At 37.5% G+C, this 26,469-nt stretch carries 25 protein-coding genes; 6 read left to right on the top strand and 19 right to left on the bottom strand.

Annotation, left to right across the window (positions count from 1 at the left end; genetic code table 11):
* Positions 1–256 precede the first annotated feature (256 nt).
* On the top strand, positions 257–709 hold the full coding sequence (locus FHG85_RS00305; protein ID WP_173072290.1) for a C-GCAxxG-C-C family protein: 453 nt from the start codon (positions 257–259) through the stop codon (positions 707–709).
* Here the strand turns inward: FHG85_RS00305 and FHG85_RS00300 are convergent.
* From FHG85_RS00300 to panC, 12 genes are all read right to left on the bottom strand, one after another.
* Positions 654–1,037 carry a hypothetical protein gene (locus FHG85_RS00300; protein ID WP_173072289.1) on the bottom strand — a complete coding sequence of 128 codons (384 nt, stop codon included), beginning with the start codon at positions 1,035–1,037 and terminating at the stop codon, positions 654–656. The two genes, FHG85_RS00305 and FHG85_RS00300, sit on opposite strands and share 56 nt — an antisense overlap.
* The gene (locus FHG85_RS00295) at positions 1,034–1,564 is read right to left on the bottom strand and encodes an RNA polymerase sigma factor (RefSeq protein ID WP_173072288.1); all 531 of its coding nucleotides are present in this window, start codon (positions 1,562–1,564) and stop codon (positions 1,034–1,036) included. The genes FHG85_RS00300 and FHG85_RS00295 overlap by 4 nt, the downstream gene beginning before the upstream one ends.
* Positions 1,565–1,579: 15 nt before the next feature.
* Positions 1,580–1,933 (bottom strand): DUF6249 domain-containing protein, encoded by a 354-nt coding sequence (locus FHG85_RS00290; RefSeq protein ID WP_173072287.1) that lies wholly within the window; start codon positions 1,931–1,933, stop codon positions 1,580–1,582.
* Between the two features lie 284 nt (positions 1,934–2,217).
* Complete coding sequence (locus FHG85_RS00285; RefSeq protein ID WP_173072286.1) at positions 2,218–3,078, bottom strand: hypothetical protein; 861 nt, start codon at positions 3,076–3,078, stop codon at positions 2,218–2,220.
* Positions 3,056–3,898, bottom strand: a complete 843-nt coding sequence (locus tag FHG85_RS00280; protein WP_173072285.1) for a metal ABC transporter permease — start codon at positions 3,896–3,898, stop codon at positions 3,056–3,058. The genes FHG85_RS00285 and FHG85_RS00280 overlap by 23 nt, the downstream gene beginning before the upstream one ends.
* 11 nt (positions 3,899–3,909) lie before the next feature.
* Positions 3,910–4,692, bottom strand: a complete 783-nt coding sequence (locus tag FHG85_RS00275) for a metal ABC transporter ATP-binding protein (protein WP_173072284.1) — start codon at positions 4,690–4,692, stop codon at positions 3,910–3,912.
* Positions 4,693–5,580: a metal ABC transporter solute-binding protein, Zn/Mn family gene (locus FHG85_RS00270; protein WP_173072283.1), complete on the bottom strand. Its 888-nt coding sequence runs from the start codon at positions 5,578–5,580 to the stop codon at positions 4,693–4,695.
* Positions 5,581–5,818: 238 nt separating this feature from the next.
* The gene (lgt, locus tag FHG85_RS00265) at positions 5,819–6,652 is read right to left on the bottom strand and encodes a prolipoprotein diacylglyceryl transferase (protein ID WP_173072282.1); all 834 of its coding nucleotides are present in this window, start codon (positions 6,650–6,652) and stop codon (positions 5,819–5,821) included.
* 113 nt (positions 6,653–6,765) lie between these two features.
* The gene (gene metK / locus FHG85_RS00260) at positions 6,766–8,034 is read right to left on the bottom strand and encodes a methionine adenosyltransferase (protein ID WP_173072281.1); all 1,269 of its coding nucleotides are present in this window, start codon (positions 8,032–8,034) and stop codon (positions 6,766–6,768) included.
* Positions 8,035–8,201: 167 nt separating this feature from the next.
* Positions 8,202–9,218, bottom strand: a complete 1,017-nt coding sequence (locus FHG85_RS00255) for a lysylphosphatidylglycerol synthase transmembrane domain-containing protein (RefSeq protein WP_173072280.1) — start codon at positions 9,216–9,218, stop codon at positions 8,202–8,204.
* 16 nt (positions 9,219–9,234) lie between these two features.
* A complete protein-coding gene (gene panD / locus FHG85_RS00250) occupies positions 9,235–9,585 on the bottom strand; it encodes an aspartate 1-decarboxylase (RefSeq protein WP_173072279.1) in 351 nt (116 codons plus the stop codon).
* 15 nt (positions 9,586–9,600) lie between these two features.
* Complete coding sequence (panC, locus tag FHG85_RS00245) at positions 9,601–10,446, bottom strand: pantoate--beta-alanine ligase (protein WP_173072278.1); 846 nt, start codon at positions 10,444–10,446, stop codon at positions 9,601–9,603.
* Positions 10,447–10,713: 267 nt separating this feature from the next.
* On the opposite strand from panC, the gene FHG85_RS00240 reads away from it, so the two are divergent.
* The 3 genes from FHG85_RS00240 to glmS are packed head-to-tail and all read left to right on the top strand — an operon-like array spanning position 10,714 to position 14,660.
* Complete coding sequence (locus FHG85_RS00240) at positions 10,714–11,556, top strand: glycogen/starch synthase (protein ID WP_173072277.1); 843 nt, start codon at positions 10,714–10,716, stop codon at positions 11,554–11,556.
* On the top strand, positions 11,522–12,823 hold the full coding sequence (locus FHG85_RS00235; protein ID WP_173072276.1) for a DUF4270 family protein: 1,302 nt from the start codon (positions 11,522–11,524) through the stop codon (positions 12,821–12,823). The genes FHG85_RS00240 and FHG85_RS00235 overlap by 35 nt, the downstream gene beginning before the upstream one ends.
* A 1-nt stretch (position 12,824) precedes the next feature.
* A complete protein-coding gene (glmS, locus tag FHG85_RS00230) occupies positions 12,825–14,660 on the top strand; it encodes a glutamine--fructose-6-phosphate transaminase (isomerizing) (RefSeq protein ID WP_173072275.1) in 1,836 nt (611 codons plus the stop codon).
* A gap of 49 nt (positions 14,661–14,709) precedes the next feature.
* Here glmS and FHG85_RS00225 read toward each other — a convergent pair whose 3' ends face one another.
* Positions 14,710–15,585 carry a tetratricopeptide repeat protein gene (locus FHG85_RS00225; protein ID WP_173072274.1) on the bottom strand — a complete coding sequence of 292 codons (876 nt, stop codon included), beginning with the start codon at positions 15,583–15,585 and terminating at the stop codon, positions 14,710–14,712.
* Positions 15,586–15,671: 86 nt separating this feature from the next.
* Between FHG85_RS00225 and FHG85_RS00220 the strand changes: the two genes are divergently transcribed.
* Positions 15,672–17,258 (top strand): hypothetical protein, encoded by a 1,587-nt coding sequence (locus FHG85_RS00220; RefSeq protein ID WP_173072273.1) that lies wholly within the window; start codon positions 15,672–15,674, stop codon positions 17,256–17,258.
* On the opposite strand, the gene FHG85_RS00215 is transcribed toward FHG85_RS00220, so the two are convergent.
* Positions 17,255–18,772, bottom strand: a complete 1,518-nt coding sequence (locus FHG85_RS00215; RefSeq protein ID WP_173072272.1) for a sugar transferase — start codon at positions 18,770–18,772, stop codon at positions 17,255–17,257. The genes FHG85_RS00220 and FHG85_RS00215 overlap by 4 nt on opposite strands.
* A gap of 143 nt (positions 18,773–18,915) precedes the next feature.
* Here FHG85_RS00215 and FHG85_RS00210 point away from each other — a divergent pair, with 143 nt between their 5' ends.
* The gene (locus tag FHG85_RS00210; protein ID WP_173072271.1) at positions 18,916–20,121 is read left to right on the top strand and encodes an L-serine ammonia-lyase; all 1,206 of its coding nucleotides are present in this window, start codon (positions 18,916–18,918) and stop codon (positions 20,119–20,121) included.
* On the opposite strand, the gene FHG85_RS00205 is transcribed toward FHG85_RS00210, so the two are convergent.
* From FHG85_RS00205 to tig, 5 genes are all read right to left on the bottom strand, one after another.
* Entirely contained in the window at positions 20,114–21,085 is a 972-nt protein-coding gene (locus FHG85_RS00205) for an ROK family protein (RefSeq protein ID WP_173072270.1), read from the bottom strand. The genes FHG85_RS00210 and FHG85_RS00205 overlap by 8 nt on opposite strands.
* 19 nt (positions 21,086–21,104) lie before the next feature.
* Positions 21,105–21,338, bottom strand: a complete 234-nt coding sequence (locus FHG85_RS00200) for a hypothetical protein (RefSeq protein ID WP_173072269.1) — start codon at positions 21,336–21,338, stop codon at positions 21,105–21,107.
* Between the two features lie 31 nt (positions 21,339–21,369).
* A complete protein-coding gene (locus tag FHG85_RS00195; RefSeq protein ID WP_173072268.1) occupies positions 21,370–24,045 on the bottom strand; it encodes a DUF3352 domain-containing protein in 2,676 nt (891 codons plus the stop codon).
* Between the two features lie 190 nt (positions 24,046–24,235).
* Positions 24,236–24,907, bottom strand: a complete 672-nt coding sequence (clpP, locus tag FHG85_RS00190) for an ATP-dependent Clp endopeptidase proteolytic subunit ClpP (RefSeq protein WP_173072267.1) — start codon at positions 24,905–24,907, stop codon at positions 24,236–24,238.
* 133 nt (positions 24,908–25,040) lie between these two features.
* On the bottom strand, positions 25,041–26,387 hold the full coding sequence (gene tig / locus FHG85_RS00185; RefSeq protein ID WP_173072266.1) for a trigger factor: 1,347 nt from the start codon (positions 26,385–26,387) through the stop codon (positions 25,041–25,043).
* Positions 26,388–26,469 lie beyond the last annotated feature (82 nt).

Raw genomic sequence — 26,469 nt, 5'->3', positions numbered from 1 at the left:
ATTTGATGTGTCGATAGTAAATTTTACAGTTGTATCGCGCTTCAATTTCATCTAGTTTTGATGGTTTTGAAGCACATAATCGCCTATTATGTTTATACTCACCATTAGTATTAATAATTTATCGGTCCAAACAAGCACACCAACTAACCCATTATCGTTTTAGTAAACTAGATCGCATTACGCTACCTTAGGTGGTATTCTCTATTTTCATATAAAATGGTTTATATTTACGAAATCAACAATAAATATTGCTACCATGGAATCAAAAGAATCGCTTGCTATCTATAATTTTGAGAATGGGGCAAACTGCGCCCAGTCCATACTTTTAGCATTTGCCAAGGAGGAGGGGCTATCCGAAGAGCTATGCTTGCAGCTAGGCTCAGGCTTGGGAGGCGGAATTGGCCATAAACAGCATGTTTGCGGTGCAATTAATGCTGGTGCTATGATAATCGGCCTAAGGTTTGGTAATAAGAATCGTGATGATATTGACGGAAAACAAATGGCTACAGATTTGGTAAGCGAGTTTATGGATAAATGCAACACCGACTTGGGCTCAGCTAACTGCTCAAAAATACTTGGTATCGATTTGAACAACCCTGAACAGGTTGAAAAGTCAAAAGAAGCAGGTCTTTTTGCCCTAGCGTGCGGTAAGGCTATAAGGACTGTTTGTCGGCTCCTTGAATCCGATTACCAAAAAAGTAGTTTATAAGGTCTGGTATCACAGAATCAAGAGCTAGGAATAACCCTAATGAGGATATCAGAATCCATGGTAGAGGGCTATAAACCATGTTCATGATGCTTCTAACAATTGCCGAATTTTTTACCTGTTCCCCATCTAAAAGCATAAAACCAGCAATTACCAGGGAAAAAACAAGTATAGCAATAAGAGGAATAATCCAAGAATAGCCTACTGCCCGTGGCGAATAATCAACCTCCTGCTCTACTCTACTCATTACCATTTGTTTCAGCTCAGCAGGAGCATCCTCAACCGAATATTCCATTATCTTTTTAATGGACTCTTGCTCATTGGTTATCATAACAGTAAGCTTTTAGTTTCAAATTTAAGCATTTTTTCTAGCTCGGCATAAAGTAATGCCCGCCCACGATGAAGCCTGACCTTTACGTTTGAAACCGAGAGCTGTTCAATTTCGGCAATTTCATCAACCGATAAATCCTCAAAATAGTACAACGTAAGCGGCACGCTATACCCTGGTTCAAGCCTACTTAAGGCTTTGCCAACAAATAGTTTCCGATCCTGCTCTTTTAGCTGCTCAATGGCATTTTCAATGGTACTAAAATCGTAATCCTCATTGGGGAGGTCGTTCAAATCGGAAAAATACTTTCGGCCCCTTACATGCATTAAAGATTTGTTAACCGCTATGCGATAAATCCAGGTTGAGAGCTTGCTATCGCCTCTGAAATCGTCATATTTTTGGTAGACGGTAAGAAAAACGTCCTGGGCAATCTCAAGGGCATCGTCGTGGTTTTTGGTACACCTAAGGGCTATGGTGTAAACCATGTTCTGAAACCGTTTGAATATTTGGTTAAAATCGTTTATATCCATAGCCCTTAGAAAAAGTTACTCCTGCTTGTTCTCGTTCTTACGGCCAATGGTAATGTAGTATGACAAAAGGCCTAACCCTCCGAATAATAGAATTGAGGCAAACATCAGGGCACTCTCATCGAGCCTGGTATATTGCTGAAGAATTGCACCAACCAAAATCCCAAGAGCAACACCAATGAGGAAAAGCCCCCATTTTGCAACCGAGTTGTGATTTACAGGACGGTTACGAATAAACTTTGAGGGGTCAACCCCTTTTTCAATCATAGCAAGGCGTTCCTTATTTTGCGCCCATAAGTAGTAAATTACTGCTGCACCTGTTACCAATATCGAAATTATTGGAATGAATAGTGCCAAAACGTTTACATCCATAACTTTTAATTTTTGGTTTCAACAATGAGATGCAAAAAAATGGCAGCAGGTTACAAAAAATATCAACTATTTAATTAAAAAATTTATAGCGATTTTCCTTTGTCCCCGAATAAAAGAGCTGAACATACTATGCGAAAGGTATGTAAGCTAATGGGTTCTTTGTAATTCTCTTCTGTTTTTATCAATATTCACCAATGTTAATTTACTTTTACTAAAACTATCACCCTCCCTATATTTTTATTTTACCCAGCAATTACTTTCAACTTTGTTTTATTGCCATACTATTACTCCAATAATAGCTTAGAAACAAACATTTTCTTTCTTTTATTAATCTTTAAAATCTCACATTGTATTACATCGTTATCATTCAAGCTATATATCAATTTTTTTGCCTTCGATTTACATCCAGGATAATAAATCTTACTAATTGGGATGGTGGTTTTGAATTTTTCTTTCACATAAAACGCTCTTTTCCCATTCTCAGTAATTTTCATTTTAACCTCCTGAATCGTTCCAACTAAATTTTCCAATTCACCCGTTAGCCATTCTTTTTGAATTGAACTATTTCCTAAAATTATTTTCCTATCTTCCGTATAACCATAAAAAATGGTATTTACTATGTCTCCTACACCAATTTGTTCATATTCACTTACTGAAAAATTTGATATATGCATCAAACCGACAAAGGAACCATATTCCCAATTAAAATGATAGCCAATATCAATAAAAATTCCATATTTTGCCTTATTCATTACTATTCCCAAATATTCTGAATTTTCAACAAGATTTATTTGCCTAAAGTGGTGACATTCGGCATTAACCAGTATAGATAAAGGCTCTTTCTGAATACTATATATATTACAATAGAATTTTTTTCCTATCAAATGTTTAGAAACCGGTTTCCAGAATTCAACAGAGTTATATTTCCAAGGCATATGGAAGAATGAAACATAGGCAAATAATCCCCCAACTTTAACTACAAACCCTTTTTCTTTTACACTATTTATGGTAAAAGGAACACATTTGTTTTCTGCTTTTAAGCACTCCAATCTTTCAACAAGATTGGCAAGGTATTCTTTATCATCCTTGGAATTCAATGCGTTCGATAGCTTGATTTTAATATTATCCCATACCGACTTCATCATTTAGCTTTGTTGTGGTTTTTGCATATAGTGAAACTATTAAATAAAAAGCCATTAGGATAATTATTATGGTTGCACCCGATGGCACATTGAGCCTGAATGAAACAACAATTCCAATAGCTATTGATATAAAGCTAATAATGGTTGATAAAAGAATGATAGATTTAAACCGATTGGTTATAGCATTGGCGATATTTGCGGGAATGGTTAGCAGCGATATTATTAAAATGATGCCAACCGCTCTTATGGAGAAAACAATGGAAAGAGCAATAAGCACGGCCAATGAGTAACCAATAAGTTTAACGGGAACATTTTGGGTTTTAGCAAAATCGCTATCGAAAGCCACAAATAGTATCGGATAGTAGAACGCCATAAAAAAGGCAATGATTAGTAAGGAAAGGATGAGAAGGAGTAGTATATCGGTTGTAGAAATGGTAAGAATGCTTCCAAACAGGAACGACATAAGGTTAGGTGCATAACCGGGCGTAAGGAAAATAAAAAGGATTCCTATAGCCATACCAAAGGACCATAACATTCCAATAGCAGAATCTTCGCGTAGAGTCTTACCTTGCGATAGGTACACAAGGCCTAAGGCCGATAGTACGGAAAAAACTGCCGCCCCAAGAATGGGATTAAGTCCAAAGTACCAGGCAATTCCAATTCCGCCAAACGAAGCATGAGTAATACCTCCACTCAAAAACACCACACGCCTTACCACAATGTATGAGCCAATTAATCCGGTAATTATTGACAGCAGAATAGCTGCCATGAAAGCATTTTGGATAAACGTATACTGAAAAAACTGGTTAATTGCCTCAAACATAAAATACCAAATTAATGTTGATGGTTATGGGTATGTTGATTGTCATGGTCAACTAAAACCGTATGTGGGACTGGTCCGTGAGCAATGATTTGAATGGGACAATTATATGATGCAAGCTGCTCGTTGGTAATTTGGTTCGACTGATGATAAAACAGCGTACCATTAACGCAGGCAATGGTTTTAACGTATGAAGTAATTGTGCCCAAATCGTGCGATACCATCACAATGGCCATCCTGTCGTTTAGCTTACGAAGCATCTCGTAAAGCTCCCCCTCAAATTTGTTATCGACATAGGTGTTGGGCTCATCAAGGATGAGCACCTGAGGTTCCGATATTAATGCCCTGCAAAGTAGAACGCGTTGTAGTTGCCCACCTGAGAGTTGACCAATACTTTTATTCTTAAGGTGATCTATCCCAACTTGCTTCATTAGCTCTACGGCTGCACTCTTTTGATTGCGACTGTAATTTCCAAAAATCCCTTTTTTTTCTAAAAGTCCAGAGAGTATCACCTCCATCACTGAAATTGGAAAGTTCTTATCAATTTGACTAGCTTGCGGCAGATAGCCAATTAGCGAACCATTCCCTTTGGTATGAAAAACAATATTACCACTTAATGGCTTTAGCTGCCCAACAAGTAATTTTATTAGAGTTGTTTTGCCTCCCCCATTGGGGCCAATAATCCCTATAAAATCGTTGCTGTATATGGAAAGGCTAACATCGCGTAAAACAATGTTATTACCATAACCAGCGGTTACGTTCTTTATCTCTATCAGCTTTTTAGGTTCTTCTTTCATTTATTTCCTATTACCTGCAATTGCATTAGCAATATGAATCATACTATTAGCCCAATTCTCTTGAAGTGGGTCAACTTTTATAACCGTTCCACCAATTTCATTGGCAATGGTTTGAGAGTTATGCGTGTCGAATTGGCTTTGAGAAAGAATGGTAGTTATTCCCTCGTTACGACAATGCTCCACCACCTCCATTACACCCTTAGCCGATGGGCTTTTCCCTTCATGCTCAATGCTGAGCTGAGTCAGTCCAAAATCACGTGCAAAGTAGCTTAGAGCTGGATGATAAATGATGAACGATTTACGCCCAGATTTTTCAACAATGCTCCTAATAGCTTGGTCAATGGAATCAATCTCTTGGAGGAATGAGCTAAGATTTTCTGAGAATACCTTTTCTTTATCTGGAAAGAGCATTGTGAGGTTTTTGACAATGCTGTTAGCCATAACTTTAGCATTTACTGTTGACATCCAAATGTGTGGGTCAACAGCATGGTGATGACCTTCTGCATCCTCATCGCCATGCTCATGATGGCATTCACCTTTAATAAGATCAACTCCCTGCGAAAGGTTTACATATTTAAACTGTGCATTATCGGCAAGCTTTTGTTGCATACCCATTTCAAAATCGAGTAGGCCAATGGCAAAGTATGCCTTTGCCTGGGATAGCTCTGCCATTTGCCGTGGCGTTGGTTCAAACATCTCCGGGCTACTACCCGGTGGTACCATCACCTTTACCTGAATGGTTGAATCGGCTATTCTATCAACAAAATACTTTAACGGCTGTATGCTAACCATTATAATGGGTTTAGAAGCTTTCTCCTTTTTGTTTGCGCATCCAGCAATGATGAAAGAAGTGGATGCTAAAAGTATGGCAAAATGAATTCTCCTCATAGTTTTAAATTATTTTGATAAAGTTAGAAAAAACGAACAGGAAAACATACATAATCCCTATTTGTTTTATGTATCAAAAAAACTACTAATAACTTTAATTATTATTTCAAAGCTGTCAGAAAAAGAAAATGGTCTAAAAAAGACCATCTCCCTATATCCTTATTTGCTTTGTATTTTCAAATCAACATAAAGTGTTTTTTCTAAATTATGTTCAAAAATAGTACACAACCTCAACCCTTTACTTTTTGGCCTGATTCTTAACTGGTTTAACTTCCGAGGGAATATAAATATTTGGTTTAAGATAGGAGTAAACTATAAAACCGATACCAGCCAGTATAAATGGAATGCTAAGCCATTGTCCCATGTTAAGCATCATTGTTTTCTCAAACTCAACCTGAGGTTCTTTAACGTACTCAATAAGGAAACGAGCACCAAAAAGAAGTATCAGGAAGATTCCGAATACAAAACCATCGCGAAGCTTTCCATCGGCTTTTCTGTAGATTCGATAAAGGATAAAGAAAATGATAGCATACGATAAAGCCTCGTAAAGCTGAGTTGGATGTTTAGGCAGAATCTCACCATTGCGCTCAAAAATGAACCCCCAAGGTAGAGTGGTTTCAACACCATAAATCTCAGAGTTCATCAGATTTCCTAATCGGATAAAAGCCCCGCCAATTGCAACGGTTATTACCACCCTATCTAAAACGTAAACCATTGGGACATTTTGCTTCCGAGCAAAAAGGTAAAGCGATATTAGAATACCAATTGCTGCACCATGACTTGCAAGCCCACCATGCCATATTTTAAGTATCTCCAAGGGGTTGCTCAAATAGTATTGGGGCTCGTAGAAAAGGCAATGACCCAATCGGGCACCTATCACCGTGCCCACAATCATATACATGGTAAGCGAATCGAGAAATTCCTGTGGTAATTTTTCCTTTTTAAGAAATCTACTAAAAATGATGTATCCCACATAAAAGGCTAATGCCCACATCAACCCATAATATCTTATTGATAATGGTCCTAACCTAAAAATTTCAGGATCGATGTTCCAGGTGATAAATCCAATCATAACAGATAATTTTTTGTAAAAGTAAAAGAAAAATCTTTTTTATCCCTTTAGGTGATAAAAAAACTGCCTCACTATCATTTGCAGTAAGGCAGCTTAAAAGTAAATCAAAAGTATTATAAGTTGAACTCTTTTTTCAGGATATCAACATAGTCGAGCTTTTCCCAGGTAAAGAACTCAACCTCTTTTTTAACAATTTTCTCAGCCTCACAATTGCCATTTAGGATAAACTTAACCTCGCGCTTGTAGTAGTCGCGACCAAAATGACCATAAGCGGCTGTTTCCTCAAAGATAGGATTCTTCAAACCTAAACGCTTAACAATGGCGCCGGGTCGCATATCGAAAATCATACTGATTTTTTGAGCTATCTCACCATCGGAAAGATTTACATGCGAAGTACCATAGGTATTCACGTAAAGGCCAACAGGCTCGGCCACTCCAATTGCATAGGCAACCTGAATAAGAACCTCATCGGCAATGCCAGCTGCAACCATATTTTTGGCAATATGGCGTGCAGCGTAAGCTGCAGAGCGGTCAACCTTACTTGAATCCTTGCCCGAAAAAGCACCACCGCCGTGGGCTCCCTTACCACCATAGGTGTCGACAATAATTTTACGACCAGTTAAACCGGTATCGCCATGCGGTCCACCTATTACAAATTTTCCTGTTGGGTTAACATGCAGGATATAGTCGTCTGTAAATAGTTTTTGAACACGCTCTGGGAAACGAGCTTTCGCTCTTGGTATTAAGATATTCCTAACATCCTCCTTAATCTTTTTAAGCATGCGCTCATCGTCGGAATCGAACTCGTCGTGCTGAGTTGAAACCACAATGGTATGAACCCTTACAGGTTGATTATTATCGTCGTACTCAATGGTAACCTGCGATTTGGAATCGGGGCGAAGGTAGGTCATTTCCTTACCCTCCCTACGAATTTTAGCCAGCTCCATTAGTAACACATGCGATAAAACAAGAGCCAAGGGCATATAATCGTCGGTCTCGTTGCATGCGTAGCCAAACATCATACCCTGGTCGCCAGCACCCTGATTTAGCTCATCACCACGTTCTACACCTCGATTTATATCGGGCGATTGCTCGTGTATGGTAGAGATAACCCCACACGATTCAGCATCGAAACGTAGCTCATGCTTAGTATAACCTATTCGGCGAATTACACGACGGGCAACTTCCTGAACATCGACATAAGCTTTGGTTTTAACCTCACCGCTCATTACAACTAAACCGGTAGTAACTAATGTTTCGCATGCCACTTTCGAGTCCGGATCGCGGCGTAGAAACTCGTCAAGTAATGCATCTGAAATTTGATCGGCAATCTTATCGGGATGTCCCTCCGATACGCTTTCCGATGTAAATAGATATCCCATAGTTAAAAACTTTAATGATTTAACAAAACTCTATGGGGAAGGTTTGAACGATTGCTGAAATAATCGCTGTTTTAGCATTTATTTGTGTGGTTGCAATCAGCCAAATCTTTCCACATTCAGCTCACAAATGTAACGTTTTAACAGTGACAACACAAATTTGTTCAGCATTAAATTGACCTAAGCCTATCTTGCTCCTGCTGAACCACATACAAGTAAACCAAAGCCACAATCCCTCCAATTATAAGCATTATGGTTTGAGACTCATGCGAAACAATTGAAAAGATTAACCCATTTTCGTATTCTAAGCCAAATAACCCCAAAGCCGATGCGGTAATAATATGGTAAGCACCAAATCCACCCTGAACAGGTACGGTCATTCCGTATGATCCAATTACCATGATAAATAAGGCATCCCAAGAGCTTAAACCCGAGGTTATTGGCACCGATTTAAGAAGCGCCCATGTCATAGCCCAATAGAGCAGCCACATTAAAAAGGAAAGCAGAATAAAAGAAAAGAGTTTCGGTGTTGTGTATATGCTTTTTAAACCCTCAACAAGCCCATTTACTACTCCTTTTATTTTACCATTTACCTTATCGCCAAGTATATTTGTTTTCAAGAAGAATCGGACAAGAAAAAGAAATGCTGCTATCATTATAAGGATAATAACCACCTTGTAACCTTCTACTTGTAAAGCTCGTTCATGTATGGGTTGAACAATCTTCCTGTAAATGTATTGGCCAAAAGTATCGAGTTGAATAAGAATAACGATAAGAGTTGAAAGCAGCAGCATTGCCGCATCGGCTGTACGTTCAACAACAACAGTTCCAACAAGTGAATCGAATCTTAGATTGCTTACCTTTGAAACACTACCACATTTTGCCACCTCGCCAAAACGAGGTAGTGCAAGGTTAGCAATGTACCCAACAAAAACGGCGCTAAGTAATTTTCCAAAACTAGGTTTTTGACCCAAAGGTTCCATTAAATAACCCCAGCGAATAGCTCTAGTTAAATGAGCGGTTAAACCGAGTAGAAGCGATGCGCATATCCAGAGGTAGTTAACCTCTCTGAATCCTTGAGCAATATGCTTAAAGTCAACGCTCCGAAAAGCGTAGTAAAGCAATACAAGAGCAAGAATAAAGAAAACTAAAAAGTTAAAAAATTTGGACTTAAAAAACTTTTTCAATGTAATATTAAATTAATCAAACAAGCTTATTAGTTGCTGTATCGGGGAAAATAACAGTTGGTTTGAATTTTTTGGCTTCCTCAAAATCCATCATGGCATATGATATAATAATAACCACATCACCAACAACGCACTTACGAGCAGCAGGTCCATTAAGGCAAATCTGCCCAGAACCTCGTTCGCCTTTAATAACGTAGGTTTCCAAGCGTTCGCCATTACTAATATTAACTACCTGAACCTTTTCATTCTCAATTAAGTTTGCAGCATCCATTAGGTCCTCGTCAATGGTGATACTACCAATATAGTTCAAGTTGGCTTCAGTTATTGTTGCCCTATGGATTTTCGATTTGCAAACCTCTATCATCATGGCTTAAAAAAGTTACTATTTGAAGATTAAATTATCAATAAGTCGAATACTTCCCGCCCAAACAGCTATACATCCAATAATTCCACCCGAGTGGTTCCAACTGTCAACTGGTAATAAGGTGTTGGTGTCAACCAGCTCAAAGTACTCAATCTTTAAATTCGGATCGGCATTAATTTGATTTTCAACCCAGTCTATCATTTGTTTAACGGATAATTCATCCATTTTGTTACGCGCTTCTTGAAGAGTTTTATAGATTAATGGAGCGCTTTTTCTATGTTCGGGAGACAATAGTAAATTACGGCTACTCATGGCAAGCCCATCGGCTTCTCGAACAATGGGACAACCAACTATCTCAATTTTATAACCCAGCTGCTTTACCATTTCGCGTATTATAGCCAGCTGCTGGTAATCTTTTTGACCAAAATAAGCCTTATGTGGTTCAACTATATCAAATAGCTTGCTTACCACTTGTGCTACGCCGTTAAAGTGCCCTGGCCGAAATTTTCCTTCCATAACCTTATCGAGCATACCAAAATCAAATACTCGATTATCGGGTTCTGGGTAAATTTCGCTCTCATCGGGCATAAAAACTGCATTTGCTCCAGCACCCTCAAGCATCTTTAAATCCTTTTCGGGCATTCGAGGGTAGTTCTTAAGATCATTCTTATCGTTAAATTGGGTAGGGTTAACAAAGATGCTTACAATGGTATAATCATTTTCAGCTACGCACCTTTCAACCAATGAGATGTGCCCATCGTGTAACGCTCCCATTGTGGGGACAAATCCTAAACTTCTCCCAGCGTTTCTAACTGTCTTCAAATGTTCACGAAGCTGATCTATTCTACTAAAGACTTGAACCATAAGTAATGAATATCGCAATAAAAACTGAACTGCAAAGGTTGTAAAAATTTGAATAAAATATACAATAGAAGCCCCACAAATAGTTTCGAATGTTAAATATTAATACAAATTTACTACAAATGCATAAAAGGCTAAAGCTTTTACGTTGAATATCAGAAAAATACAATCAAGGCAAATTCAAAAAAAAATTGTAACTTTGTAGCTACATTATAAAATCGGGTCAACTTGTAACCCATTATTTATTTTGGTTACATAAAAAATCCAAAAATGGCAGAAAAAAAAGCAAGGGTACTCTTCATCTCTCAAGAGATTTTTCCATATCTTCCTGAGAGTGAAATATCTACAATCAGCAGGAATTTACCACAAGGAATTCAAGAAAAAGGAAAAGAAATTAGAACATTTATGCCCCGCTATGGGTGTGTAAATGAAAGGCGAAACCAGCTTCACGAAGTGATAAGGTTATCGGGAATGAACCTTATCATTAACGATATGGATCATCCTCTAATCATCAAGGTGGCATCCATTCAAAGTGCCCGTATGCAGGTTTACTTTATTGACAACGAGGACTATTTTCAAAGAAAATTTGTTCTTTCGGATGAGGATGGAAAATACTTTGCCGATAACGATGAGCGTGCGATATTTTTTAGTAAAGGGGTAATTGAAACCGTTAAAAAGTTACGCTGGTCACCAAACATCATTCACTGTCATGGGTGGTTTACCGCATTTGCTCCACTATTAATTAAGAAGGCATATGCCGATGACCCGCTTTTTGCAAATGCAAAGGTTATTTTTTCAGTCTACAACGACGAATTTCCTGAACCTCTGAATGAAAATGTTAGGAAAAAGATTTTAATGGAAGGCATCAGCAAAAAGGATGTAGAAATTCTTCGAGAGCCTACTTACGAAAATCTTATAAAATTAGCAGTAAACTACTCTGACGGCATAATTCTTGGTAGCGAAAATTTAAATGCTTACGTGTTGGAATATATAAATTCAGCTAAAAAACCTTTACTACCCTATCAAAATAGTGAAAATTATATAGATATTTACGATGAATTTTATAACCAGTTTTTAAATGACAACACTAAAGTTTCAAAGGGTAAGAAATAATTTCAGTTGGCCTTTCAGGTTCTTGTTTTTAATACTAGCGTCTTCCTTAACTTCATGCTATAACGAGCCAGGTTTTCTTGGTAATAACTTGCTACCCGATGATGATATTTTTCAAGTAAGGGTTGATTCAACATTTAAGGTAAGTGCTTCTACCCTTACTAAGGACTCATTGAATACACTTAACTCATCGTCGGGGTTAGTTGGGTATATAAACAATGAAATATTTGGTTCTACAAAAGCAAGTATTATTTGCCGATACTTACCTGTAGAATCAACCGAAGGTTATGGAGGCTCAACAGCTACTGCCGATTCAATATTTTTCTATTTCACACCTTCTGGATTTTATGGCGATACTACAACTGAGCTAAATTTACATATACACGAGATAACTGACACTTCAATTCTTTGGGGATACCCTAATGCTTTAAGTCCAATCGATAATAATCTTTACAACCCAACTCCACTTATTTCAACCACTCTAAATGGAAATGGACAGCTTAAGCTTTCTCTTCCCTTAACGTTTGGTCAATCGCTAATGGACTCTTTAGCTCTAACCGATTCAAAACTTTTCTATAGTAAGTATAAAGGATTTTACATTACTGTTGATGATGTAGCGGGTTTTGGGGGAGTCACTTACAATATTTCTTATTCTAACATGTACCTCAAATTATACTATCACTATAACAAAGAGGTTGATGGTAAAGATTCTACTTTTACTAGCAGTAAGATCTTTTCATTAAACAGATGGTATTTCCAATATCTACACGATCCAAGCAAAGCCGATCCTGCTAAAAAAATACAACACCTAAATGATACCATAACCGAAGATACTTTATTTTATATTCAAAATTTTGGTGGAGTGTATGGGAAAATCAAGTTTCCAGATCTTGAACAATGGAGAGATTCGATGCCAATGGTAGTTCATCGGGCAGAACTATTAATTGGTAACGAAAATTCAATTTCGGCCACAGACTCATTAATTAACCAGCTCCTTTTCTACTATCGAGACAACAATGAGTGGAATGGAGTTATTGTAGATCAGCAAAGCAGTAGCGGTATAAATACAAATGGCTCATACCAAAACCATACAAATTCTTACAAAGTAGATATTACATATCATTTCCAGAAGTTGCTTAAAGGAGAATATAGCGATAATTCATTATACGTATTTCCATACTCAAGTACTAACATTAAGTATGGATTACTAAAAACCAGTAATAGCAGCACCCCCATAAAACTTATTATTACTTACTCAAAACTGAAATAGGATGTGCGGAATTGTAGGATATATTGGTTCACGTCAGGCTTATCCCATTATTATTAATGGATTAAAAAGACTTGAATACAGGGGATACGACTCTGCAGGTATTTGCATTGTTAACGGGGAGCCTTTTCTTGCCAAACAAAAGGGAAAAGTAAGCGATCTTGAGAACTTTATTGGAAATCGAACCCTTGAGGGTACAATAGGAATTGGACATACCCGCTGGGCTACTCATGGTGAACCCAACGATACCAATGCACACCCACATATATCAATGAATGAAAAATTCATAATCATTCATAACGGTATAATAGAAAATTACGGGCTTCTTCGTACAAAACTTGAGAAACGAGGATATAAGTTCTACTCCGAAACCGATACAGAAGTACTAGCAAATCTTATTGAGTACATTTACCTTAAAGGAAACGTTACAGCCGAAATAGCAGTTCGCCTTGCTCTTACTAAAGTTGTTGGTGCATACGGAATTGTTGTTGTTAATCGTGATGATCCCGACACGTTAATAGCGGCTAGGAAAGGAAGCCCATTAGTAATCGGTGTTGGTGAAGGTGAATATTTTATTGCATCAGATGCAACGCCTATCATTGAGTATACCAAAAGCGTAATATTCCTAAACGATAACGATGTTGCCATTTTGCAACGAAATCAGATGACCCTTAAGACCATTTATAACCAATCGCTTGAACCAAATATCCAACAGCTTGACCTCGATATTGAATCTATTGAAAAGGGTGGTTTTGAGCATTTCATGCTTAAAGAAATATATGAGCAACCTAGGAGTATTCATGACACATTTAGAGGAAGAGTCTCAACCAACCCATTTGACATACATCTTGGGGGTTTATACAACGTATTACCCAAGTTAGTAGAGGCAAAACGAATTATTCTAATTGGGTGTGGAACGTCGTGGCATGCTGCACTAGTTGGAGAATACCTTATTGAGGACTTAGCAAGAATACCTGTTGAAGTAGAGTACGCATCTGAGTTCCGATACAGAAACCCTATTATTAACAAGGACGATATAGTCATAGCCATTAGCCAAAGTGGCGAAACTGCCGATACTCTGGCAGCTATTCGATTAGCAAAAGAGGCTGGTGCTCTTGTTTTGGGTATCTGTAATGTTGTGGGTTCAAGCATCCCTCGCGAAACCGACGGAGGTGTTTATACCCATGCTGGTCCAGAAATTGGTGTAGCTTCTACTAAAGCTTTTACCGCACAGGTAACCGTACTTGTAATGATGGCCATCCTTCTTGGCAAAAAGAAGGGTACCCTTACACAAGAAAAGTACGAGGAGCTAATTAATGAGCTCAACCTGGTTCCCGATAAAATTGAAAAAATCCTGTTAAGTGAAACTATAGTAAAAGAGATTTCTGAGCGTTTTAAGGATGCTAGAAACTTTTTATACCTTGGTAGAGGTTACTACTTCCCCGTTGCTCTTGAAGGAGCCCTTAAACTAAAGGAAATATCATACATTCATGCCGAAGGGTATCCTGCTGCTGAAATGAAGCATGGCCCAATTGCGCTAATTGACGATACCATGCCTGTGGTAGTTATTGCCACAAAGGATAGCAGCTACGAAAAAATTGTAAGTAATGTTCAGGAGGTAAAAGCTCGCAAGGGGGTTGTAATAGCAATTGTAACCGAAGGTGATACCACTATTAAAGAAATGGCCGATTATACCATTGAAATACCCGAGGCTGGTGAAGTGGTAGGGTCGCTTCTTAGTGTTGTTCCCCTTCAGCTATTAGCCTACCATATTGCTGTTCTAAGAGGTTGCGATGTGGACCAACCAAGAAACCTAGCCAAATCGGTAACTGTTGAATAACTATAATTTTAGTAAAAGTAAAGCGCATCGTAATGATGCGATTTACTTTTTATTTCGAGCGTTTATACCAGTACGAAGCCTTTTGCTTGTTCTCAAACCGGGTGTAAATATTTCCTAAATATTTAGCATACTTTTTATCTGGTTTTAATTTGTATAAAGTTTCAAAGTAGCCTCGTGCACGTTTAAAATCGACATTTACTTGTTTAAGCGCTTTAGTTAACCGTTTATACTGCTTCATAGTCTTATTTCTTCGGTAAGCTTTCATCTCCTTTATATAAAGCTTATCAGCTTTATTGTAATAGTATTGAGCAAGAAACTCTAAGGCTTCAATGTTCTTTTTATCTTTTTGTAAAATCTCACTAGCCACTTTTTGGGCTTCATCAATATCATTTAGGTTACGTTTAACCTTCAAATATCCTTCGGAAAAACTAAGTTGCTTCTTAAATTCTGGACTTAAATCATTCCACAATGAGTCAGCCAAATTCCAATTCTCGCTTCTAACATAAGCATCAAATAAATCGGCCTTTGCATCCTGCATTAACTCAGTAGAAGCCGCTTCAACACAAAGCTGAAGATTTATAATTTCTCTTGAGAGGTTATCAACCTTCTTATAAGCCTTTGCCAACGTATAATAACCAAGCGCATCGGTGCCTTTTTGTTTTTTTGCATTTTCAAGATAGTTTATTGCCTTGTCGGTATATCCCAATTCCCAAGCAGAAATTCCAGCTTTATTATAGATATCACCTGCAACTCCCTTTCCGCTTTCGATGATTTGCTCGTATGAAGCCAATGCTGCCTTATAATCGTTATTGGTAAAGGCTTGATTTGCTTCTGTTTTAAGCTGCTTGTTCTTTAGCGCTACCCCACACGACACTAAAAAGATAAAACCTACAAATACCAAAGTAAATCTTCTAAACTTATTCATTTTATTGATTTTTTGTGACATGCAAAAGTAGTAATTCATCCATAAAAAAGTAATTATTGTAACTTTACATAATTAAATGTTGATGTATGAAGTTTAAACTTATAATAATAGCACTACCTTTCATAGCACTCATAACAAAGGGTCAAGAAACTTATCACCATATCTCCAACACTGGTATTTATGAGTATATCGATGAGCTAAGTACGCTGAAAATAATCAATCCAAACACTTCGGTTAAACCATATAGCAGGCAATATATTGAGCAGTTACTACTTGAGGCTGAATCGAAAAAGGAGTTGCTAAATAAACGCCAAAAAGATGAACTTTACTTTTACCTATCCGATTTTGCTAAAGATAGGCCAAATTCACAAAAAAAACGATTCGATATAATCCACTACCACGACTCTTCTTTTAGCATAACCATTAATCCATTATTAGGGGTTGACCTAATTAAAAATGACAGCGCCTTAGCATATAACAGATGGGTTGGTGCCGAGGTTTATGGTAAAATAGATAGATGGGGATTTTACGCCAGTCTAAGAGATTACGCTCAAAACTACAGGCTAGCCATGCCTACCTATTTGGTTCCCTACATGGGTGGTAACTATAAGTTTAACGGAACAGGTGGCGAATTCAGCGAAATGCGTGGCGGAATAACCTACTCATGGAAATGGGGTAGCATTGGTGTTGTTAAAGACAATATTCAATGGGGTTCTGGATATAACGGAACCAATATTTTTAGCGGCCGAACACCCTCGTTTGCCATGCTTAAATTAAGGATTAACCCTGCGAACTGGATAGAGCTAAACTACTATCATGGATGGCTTGTTTCTCAGGTAGTTGACTCCTCAAGAACCTACATTAGCTTTGATGAGACTCGTAAGGTTTACCATAATAAATACATTGCGGCCAACCTTATAACATTCAAACCCTTTAGAGGTACAAATATCTCATTTGGTAATTCAATTGTTTACTCCGATATAGCTATCCAACCCGCTTACTTAATTCCATTTTTCTTTTATAAATCAATTGACCATCATCTGAATGGGATGAGCAATCAGGTTGGACAAAACTCACAGATGTTCTTCGATATATCATCAACAAATATAAAGCATCTCCACCTATACACCACACTTTTTTTGGATGAGCTGTCGATGAAGAACATGTTTAACCCTGAAAAACATAGCAACTTCTATAGCCTTAAAGTAGGTTTAAGATTATGGGATTTCCCTGTTAGAAACATCTCATTAACAGCTGAATACACAAGAACTAATCCTCTAACCTATAAACATATCATTGAAACCACAACCTTTGAAAGTAACAAATTCAACCTTGGGCATTATTTAACTGATAATGCCGATGAAATTTACCTTTCATTAATCTACAAGCCAATTCCAAAGCTAACATTTCAATTAACCTATTTAAAAAGTAGAAAAGGTCCTAACTATTTCAAAATAACCGACGAGCGATTAGGACTACCCTTTATGGAAAGCGTTGAGTGGGAACAATCACGCTGGAAAGTTGGGGCTAAATACCAAATTATTAACGATGGCTATATCTATATCTCTGGTGGAATGAATGATACTGAAGATTATACCTCCTACAAGTATTACCCTGAATTCATGCTTGGCAAACAGGTTCAATTTGAAACAGGTATTTGCTGGGGCTTTTAGCTGCTCCTGTATTTCTTAAAGATGATATTATAAACGGCAACAAAAAAGTATTTTACATCGGTAAAAAAAGGATGTTTATCGTAGGCATTTAGGTATTTAATTTCCGACTCCATTATCTCCTCAATTGTTTTTGGATTATCTACATAAAAAGGTGGAATTAAACCTGGCTTATATTTAATTCTCCGTTCCTGAAGTTCTTTGGTATATAAGCTAAAATAATGCTTACTCAATGGTCTTACACCTACAATTTTTAAATCGCCTTTAAGAAAGTTAAGTATCATAGGAAGTTCATCAATCCAAAGTTTTCGCATGAATCGTCCTAAAGTAGAAATGCGGAAATCATTTTTAAACTTCCCCCCTTCCTGAAGGTCATGCTTACGATAAATGTACTCTTGCAAGTATTCAGAATAGGGATGCATGGTTCTAAACTTATAAACTTTAATAATCTTACCGCCTTTACCAATCCTACGAAGCTTAATTAAAGGGCCATAGGTTGGCTCCATGTCAAAGTATGGTTTGCGAATTTTTTGTGCCACTACGTATTGCATGTGGTCTATTTCTTGTTCCTCAATAATATTAAACCCACAGGAAATAAGGCGCCCCAGCAGTTCAGCACGACTAATAACCCTATTTTCGCCTCGCGTTAAGAGGAAATAGATATCTTTTGTAATAGGGAATTTTGGAAAAACACGTTTTAAAATAAAGTCAAAAAAGTAGTATATGTAGTTTAAAACAGGCGGGAACTTTCTTAAAATTCTAGCTTTGCGCTCTTCCTGTGTTTCTGCCATACATAAAAAAACTCCATTAACAGGAATTTTTTCATTAACAGCCTCAAAAAACTTATTGATACGCCTAATATCATTTACACGTTTTAAGTTGATAATTGTTTTATAGGTATTGTTAGGCTGGTTTGTAATATTAAATCTGGTGGTTGTTGAAACTATAAGTGTTTTTTCGCTAAAAAGATTTGTATTCTGTTCAAGAAAGCAATAAACATCTCTGCTAAACTCGGTTAAAATAGCCTTTTGAACCATTATTACCCTTGTAGGATCAATTGGCTCGTCGGAAACAACGGGTACAGGCTTAGCTCTTCTGAGTGACCGTTCTACCTTACCCAGAACATCATCTGGAATTACCTCTGTTTTCTTAAGTAATCCCCAAAGATTGTAAATAAATAGTTCAGCTAAAGAAATAATTGCGATAGTTACAAACACTAAGAATCGTGAGTAGTAGTCGTTACGAGTTAAAAAGATAAGCATGGTAACAACCGATAATGCGGTCAGGTTGGAAATGAGTATGTTTTTCGATAAGTGCCTTAATGAGTACGAAGAGTAATTGTACTTATTATTAATGATTGAAGCTAATATCCATATAGTAGTAAAAATAATAAACCCACTTAGGTAGTTAATAAAATAGATTTTAAACGATACATTTTTAAGCTGAATAGCCAGCCAAAAAGAGAAAAGTATAAGTAACAGGTCAAGAATGATAAGTATAAACGATCTTTTATTCATTAGAGCTACAAATTAATTTATTATTTAAAGTTAAATATTTTAGCAACATTTTTAACAATATTATTGATAAAGGCCATGTTAATTAAGTCTAAATGTTTGGAACAGACAATAAATTGATATTGTTTTGCTGAAAATTAAGAAAGATGCTATCGATTCGAGAAATATTTAAAAAAGGTTATGGGCCTTCTAGTAGTCATACAATTGGCCCAGCCCGTGCTGCAGAAATAATGCTAGAACGGTATCCAGATGCCAATTACTTTGTGGTACAGCTTTATGGTAGCCTTGCACTTACTGGCAAGGGGCATCATACCGATAGCGCTATACGGAAAAGTTTTTTGCCTAAACAGGTTGAAATAGAATGGTTCAATGATAAATCGTTACCCCTCCATCCTAACGGAATGATTATAAAAGCATATAATCATGAACACGGAACCATCATGGGTGAGTGGGAGGTTTATAGTATAGGAGGTGGCGATTTACGCGATAGCACTGGATTGATAAATGGAAAGGAGATATACAGCATTAACACCCTTACAGAAATACTTGCATGGTGCAAAAGTGAAGGTAAAACACTATGGGAGTTTGTTGAGGATAACGAAGGTAAGGAGATTTGGGATTTTCTTTCAGATGTATGGCGCACCATGCGTGAGACGGTAAAACGTGGTATTGATAATGAAGGTGTTCTTCCTGGTCCCATTAAGTTACCCCGTAGAGCTTCCGCGCAATATACTAAGGCTTTCAACACTCATGGAACCATGAAACATATTGGACTTTTATTTGCATTTGCCTTAGCTGTAGCCGAAGAGAATGCAGCTGGTGGCAAAATAGTAACTGCGCCAACCTGTGGTTCATCGGGAGTATTACCAGCCGTTCTCTTTTACCTTAACAGCGAAGAGAGTATTAGCGAACAAAAAATGTTACGTGCGCTTGCTACTGCTGGCCTAATTGGTAACATTGTTAAACATAACGCATCCATTTCTGGTGCCGAAGTGGGGTGCCAAGGGGAAATTGGAACAGCTTGTGCCATGGCAGCTGCAGCTATGACTCAGCTAATGGGTGGTTCTCCTGCTCAAATTGAGTACGCTGCCGAAATGGCCATGGAACATAACCTTGGATTAACTTGCGACCCAGTTTTAGGTTACGTTCAAATACCATGCATTGAACGTAATGCAATTGCAGCCACTAAGGCTTACTCTTGCGCTGTATATGCCCTTTCATCGGATGGCGGACATAAAGTCTCGTTCGACCAAGCTGTTAAAACAATGGCCGAAACAGGACATGATATTCAAGATGCCTACCGGGAAACAGGAATAGGAGGACTAGCTAAAAATTGGGAAGCGTTTAGTTAGCCTTTTTCTTTTCTAACTCATCCCATATAAGTGCTGCTGCTCCAAGAACGGCGGCATTTTTATTTTGTAATCCAGACATTAAAAGTCTTACTTTCCCCTTAAAAACTGGGAACATATATTCTTCCATATACCTGCGAACTGGGTCTATAAGTATTTCACCTGCATTGGCCAAGCCACCAAAAAAGAAAATGGCTTCGGGATTGAGAATTGCTACAAGGTCGGCTAAGCGAGTGCCAAGAATTAACCCAGTATATTCAAATGCAGCTCGTGCTAATGGGTCGCCATTCTGAGCTGCCTCTGTTATCATTTTTGATGTTAGCTTATCGTAAGTCACATTTCGAAGCATGCTTGGCTGATTACTATCGGCAATCATTTTAAATGCAGTACGTCGAAGTCCAGTTGCCGAAGCATAGGTTTCAAGACATCCCTTCTTCCCACATCCACACTGACGTCCATTGGCTTTGGCTACTATGTGGCCAAATTCTCCAGCAAACCCATCGTGTCCAACTACAAGCTTCCCATTTACTATTATACCACTTCCTAAACCCGTACCTAAGGTAATTACAACAAAGTTCTTCATTCCAACACCGGCACCAAAAAGAAGCTCACCTATCGCAGCAGCATTGGCATCATTTGTTACTACTGTTGGTAACCCAGTATGTTTTGTTAACTCATTGCAGAGTGGTAGTATTCCTTTCCACTCCAAATTGGGCGCATCAACAATGGCACCTAAGTTATATGAGCCATTGGGCGAACCAATGCCTACACCTTGAAGTGTATGCTCATGTCCCAACCCCTCTAGTAGTTTTTCAATTTCTACTGCCAAATTCTTTACATATACGCTAAATGTTGATTGACAACGGGTAGGAATGGTGCTCTCTGCTAAAATATCTCCTTGTTTATTTACTATTCCAATAACTGTATTGGTACCACCAATATCAATTCCTGCTACAACCTCAGCCATTTTTTTCCGTTTAAAGTAATCACTCTACTTCCTCGTATTCGATATACTCACCCTGATTTTTATCTATGATTTTTTTCTTTCGTTTAGCTGTTGAAAATATATTTGAACCTCGTTTTCCTGTTGAACTATTGTTATCGGGATTCATTCTTTTATAAATTCGATTTAACCAGAATCGTAGCAGCAACCTCCCAACTAATCCCAACAAGAAAAGGGCTAAAGTAAAATATACTATGAACTTAAAAATTGCTATCATACCATGCTTTGTAGGTTGGCAAAGTTAAAAATTATTTCAAGTTGATACATACAACACCAAGATGTTTTGATAAAGTAACATAACTCTTATTTTGATTGTCAATTTTTATAAGTGGTGTTGTGCCCGGAACAGGAAAATTTGGTTGTGTGTTTCCACTAAAATTGTAACCATAAATATTTTGGTTTTTAGACAACAGCACCATTCCTTCTGGCTCTAAAACTTGTAAAGAATTTTCATCAAAATCGCCTAAAGAAGAAATTGCAATATTCACAGGTTCGGCTTTCTTGGTATAAATGCTTAGCTTATTCTCATCAGCGAAAAAGTATTGATTGTCCGACATTTGAAAGGTATGCCTGCTTGATAAAGGTTCTATCCCTATCTGTTCAACCGTTCCATCCAGATACAAGCGATGAATAACTCCAAGTGTATCAGTTGTTACTATGTGGTATCCCTTTGAATCTCTATCTAAATAAAACTCAGAGTTATTGGCCTTGGTAAATAACGATTTAATTTTTACTCTCTCCTGACCTCGACGATTTAAAAGATATGGTCGATTTTTATCAAATACTACAATATAATCCTTGCCATTGCGCTTTACGTAACCTATGCGAGTGGTTACAACAGTTTCTGTCTTTGGTTTTAACCAACCTTCTACCATTTTCCCTTTCTTATCGAAACAGTAAATATGCTTATCGGGTGAAGCAACAAACAAGCGATACTCCCTATTGTTTTCATAATCAAAAACGGATAAAGGCGACGATATCCCATTAACCAACTCAACGGGAAAACCAGTAACATCTTTACCGTTCCTGTCCATTACATATATTTTTTTGGATGTCGCGAAAGCCATTTGCAACTTTCCATTGCGATAAATATCTACCTGGCGAACATTGCCAATAATTTTTGAATCTACGGTTCGTTTCCAAAGAATATGTCCCTTTTTGCTTATGAGATAGATGTTGTTATTTATATCTTGAACAAGTACCTCAAATTCACCATTAATATGATTTTTTAGAAGATGAGGTTTTCCAAATGGTTCTGCCAATAGTTTGCAAACCCACCTCACATCCTTTAACTTGTTTTCTTTAACGGTTCCATTTCCCGACTGCAGAACTAGCATGGAGAAAAGTTTTTGGCTCCCTCCAACTACCTGCCATAAAATATTTCTTGAACTCGATTTGATTTCATTTGTCAGTTTAAAATCTTCATTATGAATTTTCAGGGTTTCAAAAACAGGAGAGTCAAATCCTTTAGAATAGTATAGTAGATTTGAGGTGGTAGAAACACGATTAAGAACGCTACTAAACTCAGAATTCTTCGCCAAGGTATTGCTTCTCAAGTGTTCCTCAATATAAAGTTTAAGAGACTCTACACTGGGACCAAAAACAATAACATTATCAATTACGGTAAAATATTCATCGTAAACATTTAAAAAGTTATTTCCAAAAAGTATAGGCAAATACGACCGAATAGGATTTTTTGCAATTATAAAACTATAGTTCTTATCGGGTTTAAAAGTCTCCTTTTCTAAGCTACTTTTACTAATTCTTTCAATTTGCTGAATAGTCCCCGAGCCGCTTTTTGTGTTAACCAGCATATACCAGTATGCCCCCTTACTTTCAAAATCGCAATAAGTAGTTGAAACCTCACCATCAAACACGGCATTCAAGAATTCTTCAAGCGAAATGCCTGTTTTTCCTAAGAATTCCGACAGATTTTTATTGTAGGGTTCCGATAAACCTAGCTCATCAATATAATCCATATAATCTGTAAGGTAGGTGCTAATTTGGGGTATTCCATACCAAACAAAAAATTTCGATTTTGCCAAAAGATAGCTCCTTAAAGAGAAGTTTACAGGTTTTTGATGCGTAAAAATCTTGTAGAACTCATTTTTATTATTCGACAAAAGAATTAGCCCGTTTGCCTGAACAATATTCTGTTCAATAATAACATCAAGGCCTATCCATGCCGCTAGTCCCTTGACTAAGTTTGTATTTTGATTTGATGAAATTGTTTTTGAAAGCTCATTGGGATTAATAAAGATGTTCGCAACAACACCATTGGCAGCTGTTTGGTAAACCGAACTAAAAAGCTCATCGGTATTGGCCGATTGTGCCGATTTTAGCTTCTCAATTGACTCTACAATTTGCTCTTGGCTATTGCTCACTAGCAATAAATTGCCATACACGGTAAAAGCAAAAATTGAATTAGTACCGTTTTGGGTATCTACAAGGATGCCACTATTACCATCAATAGTAACCTCCTCTGTTTTAGCCAATCCTAGGCCTTGAAGCCTTACTAGCTCTAAAACATCATCTTTACTCAACTCTTTAGGAATGCTAATTGAAAAGCAAAATTCATCTTCCTTTGGATAGCGATTGTAAAACGCTGCAATGGTGCTTGAACTTGTAATTATTGTTCTTATGGTATTATCGAATCTAGCAGCACTATCAAGATAGTCAATTATACTTGCAAAAGTTTCTAGCTGTTTGTTATCATCTATTCCGTTCCATGTCCTATTTGACTTTAAAGCATGGACAAAGGTCTCGAAATTGTCAATTTTTAAAATAATTGACGCATCTGGAGATATTGCATCTATGGGTTTATACTGTTTATTCTCTTGATTATTAATCCACCAATAAAACAAAAAAGATAGTCCAATAATAGCAAAGGAAAGAAATAAGATAATAGCTACGGTTCGCTTCATTTTTAATATGATTAGCGTGTTAAAGTTACAATTTTTTAAGGCTAAATGATAGCGTAAATCCGATTAATTCAATCTTTATGCTAAATTCAAATAATGATTTAGAGTTTGTCTATTTTGAGCGTTGTTTCTATCAATTTGAATAAAAAAAAAGAGGCTGCAAAAGCAGCCCCTTAAAAAATTATGGTAAGTTTTACTTATTCTTATTGCGTTGTAGTACCTCATCAATCATTCCATACTCAAGCGCCTCTTTGGCTGTCATCCAATAGTCGCGGTCGGAATCCTTACGGATTTTATCAATTGGATTTCCAGAATGGTTAGCAATTATCTCGTAAAGCTCCTCGCGTAATTTAAGGATTTCTCGAGTTACAATTTCAATATCCGAAGCTTGACCCTCGGCGCCTCCCATGGGTTGGTGAATCATAACACGGGAATGGGGTAAGGCTGTTCGTTTGCCCTTCTCTCCAGCTGTTAGCAGCACTGCAGCCATTGATGCAGCCATACCCGTACAAATGGTTGCCACATCGGAACTGATGTACTGCATGGTATCGTAAATACCTAAACCAGCATAAACACCACCACCAGGAGAGTTGATGTAGATTTGGATATCTTTGGAAGGGTCGGTTGATTCAAGGAATAAAAGCTGAGCCTGAATGATATTTGCCACATCGTCATTAATGGGAACTCCAAGAAAAATAATTCTATCCATCATAAGACGTGAGAACACGTCCATGGTGGCAATGTTGAGCTGGCGCTCTTCAATGATAGTTGGCGAGATGTAGCTATTTGCCAACGATTTATACTGGTGCATCGTTAAGCTATTAATCCCCCTGTGCTTTATGGCATATTTTTCGAATTCATTCATAGTTTTTACTGTTTTTTATTAATAACGCAAGATAGTCACAATTGTTAAAACTTTAATCGAGCCAAAGTAAATTTTACTTAAAACAGATTAAAAAAGCCGGTAACAAACCGGCTCTTACTATTTTTAAATAAACTTACTTTAGTTTCTGAAATTCATCCATTGTAATTTCTTTCTCGCTTATTCCAACGTTCTCTCTGAACCAATCAATAACTTTTTTATCAATTATACGTTCCTGAATCTTCCGTACCTCGTCGCGATTCTTAAGAATATCTGCTGCATAACGTTGAATATACTCATCGGGCAGAAAGTTCATACCGTACGCTGCAAATTGGTTGCGAGCATAAACCATGGCAAACTGCTCTAGCTCCTCGTTGGTAACGGTAAAGTTCTGTTCTTCGGCTACCTTGTTGCTAATAAGCTGCCATTTTAGGTCTTTCTCAAACATTGGATACTCGCTCTCAATTTGCTCACGGGTGAACTTACCCTCATTAATATTTGTCAGCCAACGAATGAGAAAATCTTTTGGTAACTCGATATTTAATTTCTCAAGTAATTTCTCCTTTAGGTCAATACCAAAGCGGTATTCGCTTTCCTGAGCAAGATTGTGTTCAATTTCCTCGTCTATCTTTTGATAGAATTCCTCCTCGCTGTTAACAATACCTTCGCCATAAACTGCATTGAAGAACTCCTGGTTGAGCTCAGCAAGTGCAAATGTTAGGGTTTCGGTAACTGTTAGCTGGAAAAGTGGATTGATGTCGCCCAGCTCCTCCTTTTTAACATGTAAAAGTGCTGCCCTATCTGCTTCGTTAGGAAAAGCCTTTTGGGTATCGATAGTAAGAACATCGCCTACCTTTACACCAATAAGTTTCTTTTGCTCATCCTTATCGGCTACAAGGGCCACAGAAATAGATGCTCCCTCAACTGTTACACCACCTTCACGTGGCGATTCATCCTCGTTTAGCTCGGTAAGGGTAGCCTTTACAAGGCCTTTCTCATCGGTTTGCTCAACATCTACATACTTGCCTTGGCGGCTTCTGTAGGTCTCTATATAGTTTTTACGAAGCTCCTCGGTTGGCTTAATCTTGTATAAAGTGAATTTGGTGCGTTTGTTAACATTAATATCAATCTCTGGGGCTAATCCAATATCCCAAGAAAACTCAAAATTTTCCTGTTTTTCCCAATCGAAAGCAGGCTGCTTTTCACTAGGGATAGGCTCACCAAGTGTGCGAATGTTATTTTCTTTGATATACTCGTATAGCTTATCGAATGCAATCTTTGTTACCTCGTCCGCTAAAACATAGCGATAGTACATTTTTTTAATCAACGACATGGGCGCCTTACCTGGGCGAAAACCATTGATGTTAGCCTTTTTACGGTAGTCGATTAGACTTTTCTCCACATTAGCAGCATAGTCATCCTTTTCAACTTGCACCTTAATGGTGGCAGTCAAAGAATCGATATCTTCTCTTACAATATTCATGATTTGGCAATAATTTAGTTGCTTGATTTTATTGAACTTACACTATTTATCCTGCAAAATTTAAGGCCACAAAGGTAACTAA

The organism is Tenuifilum thalassicum, assembly GCF_013265555.1.
Lineage (GTDB): Bacteria > Bacteroidota > Bacteroidia > Bacteroidales > Tenuifilaceae > Tenuifilum > Tenuifilum thalassicum.
Note: the sequence above shows the minus strand (reverse complement) of the source record. Positions and strands in the feature narration are given on the sequence as shown.